General features: G+C 60.3%; 1 protein-coding gene and 1 pseudogene. Both read left to right on the top strand.

Going from position 1 to position 1,354, the window contains the following annotated elements:
* The first annotated feature begins 269 nt into the window (after positions 1 to 269).
* Positions 270 to 509 carry an antitoxin Xre/MbcA/ParS toxin-binding domain-containing protein gene (locus tag NUV79_RS25155; RefSeq protein ID WP_257735805.1) on the top strand — a complete coding sequence of 80 codons (240 nt, stop codon included), beginning with the start codon at positions 270 to 272 and terminating at the stop codon, positions 507 to 509.
* Between the two features lie 74 nt (positions 510 to 583).
* A pseudogene (locus tag NUV79_RS25150) lies at positions 584 to 1,299 on the top strand (IS3 family transposase); the annotation flags it as partial.
* Positions 1,300 to 1,354 lie beyond the last annotated feature (55 nt).

The following is a 1,354-nucleotide window of genomic DNA, read 5'->3' as shown; positions in this document are numbered from 1 at the left end:
CGAAATCTCAGCGATGACCGCGCCGCAGCGCCCTGCCGCGAGAGCGGCTTAGTCCGATGGCGCGCAATTGTCTGAAGCATCACTGGCTTGACCGCGTCGATAGGCGACAATCAAAACAGCGCTTTTGGACTGTGGAAGATGTGCGCTCGGATGTTGATACCGCGGCTGTTGCCGATCTGGAGGTGGTTGCCTCGTGGTGGGTTCGCAGGTGTGGTAACGTCTAAACTACCTTCCTAGTCGAAGTGCCGCTAGGCGCTCGGGGGGCGCAAATGACTGAGAAGTTTCGACGCCGCAGCGGCGTTAAGAATCTCAACCCGGAAGAAGCCGGCCGGGTAATCCTATCCATCATCGAGCCTCGATTTGCCTCGGCAGAAGCAGCCTACGCTTGGTTTCATTCGAAACCTCTACCGGGCTTTTCGGACCTAACGGCCGTACAGCTCGTTGCCGAGGGCCGCTCCGAGGCCGTCCTTGAATATGTGGAGGCGATCGACATGGGTATCCATGCTTAGGGCATTCGTGGTCTGCCCCCTGAAAAGTGGTCCTCCCTGAAGTAGGCTTTTTGAGCCTTTGGAGGATGCCAGGAATGCCCCGGAAGAAGCACAAGCCCGAAGAGATCGTCACGAAGCTGCGTCAGGTCGACGTGCTGTTGTCCCAAGGGCGCCCGGTCGCGGAGGCGATCCGGACGATCAGCGTGACGGCGTTCACGTATTACCGCTGGCGCAAGGAGTTTGGCGGGCTGAAGTCCGATCAGGTGAAGCGTCTGAAGGATCTGGAGAAGGAGAACGAGCGGCTGCGTAAAGCCGTCTCGGATCTGACGCTCGAGAAGCTGATCCTCAAGGAAGCTGCCTCGGGAAACTACTGAGCCCCGCCCGGCGGCGGCGCTGCATCGACCACGCCATGATGAAGTTCGGCGTGTCGGAGCGGCTGGCGTGCCGGGTTTTGGGGCAGCATCGTTCGACGCAACGCAAGGTGCCAGCGGGACGCAGCGACGAGGTGGCGCTGACGGCGGACATCGTCGAGCTTGCGACCCAGTATGGCCGCTATGGCTATCGCCGGATCGCAGCCATGCTGGAGGCTGCCGGTTGGGCGGTGAACGCCAAACATATCGAGCGGATCTGGCGGCGCGAGGGGCTCAAGGTGCCGGCTAGGCAGCCGAAGAAAGGCCGGCTTTGGCTGAATGACGGATCATGCATCCGACTTCGGCCAGAACATCCCAACCATGTCTGGTCCTACGACTTTGTCGAGGATCGCACCCATGACGGCAGAAAGTCCCGCATGTTGAACGTCATCGACGAGTTCATGTGAGATCGCCTGCAATGTTGGCCCCGTTGGGGGCGGTTATCGCTTTGAAGGT

Origin of the sequence: Allobosea sp. 47.2.35 (assembly GCF_024655635.1) — a bacterium.
GTDB lineage: Bacteria > Pseudomonadota > Alphaproteobacteria > Rhizobiales > Beijerinckiaceae > Allobosea.
Note: the sequence above shows the minus strand (reverse complement) of the source record. Positions and strands in the feature narration are given on the sequence as shown.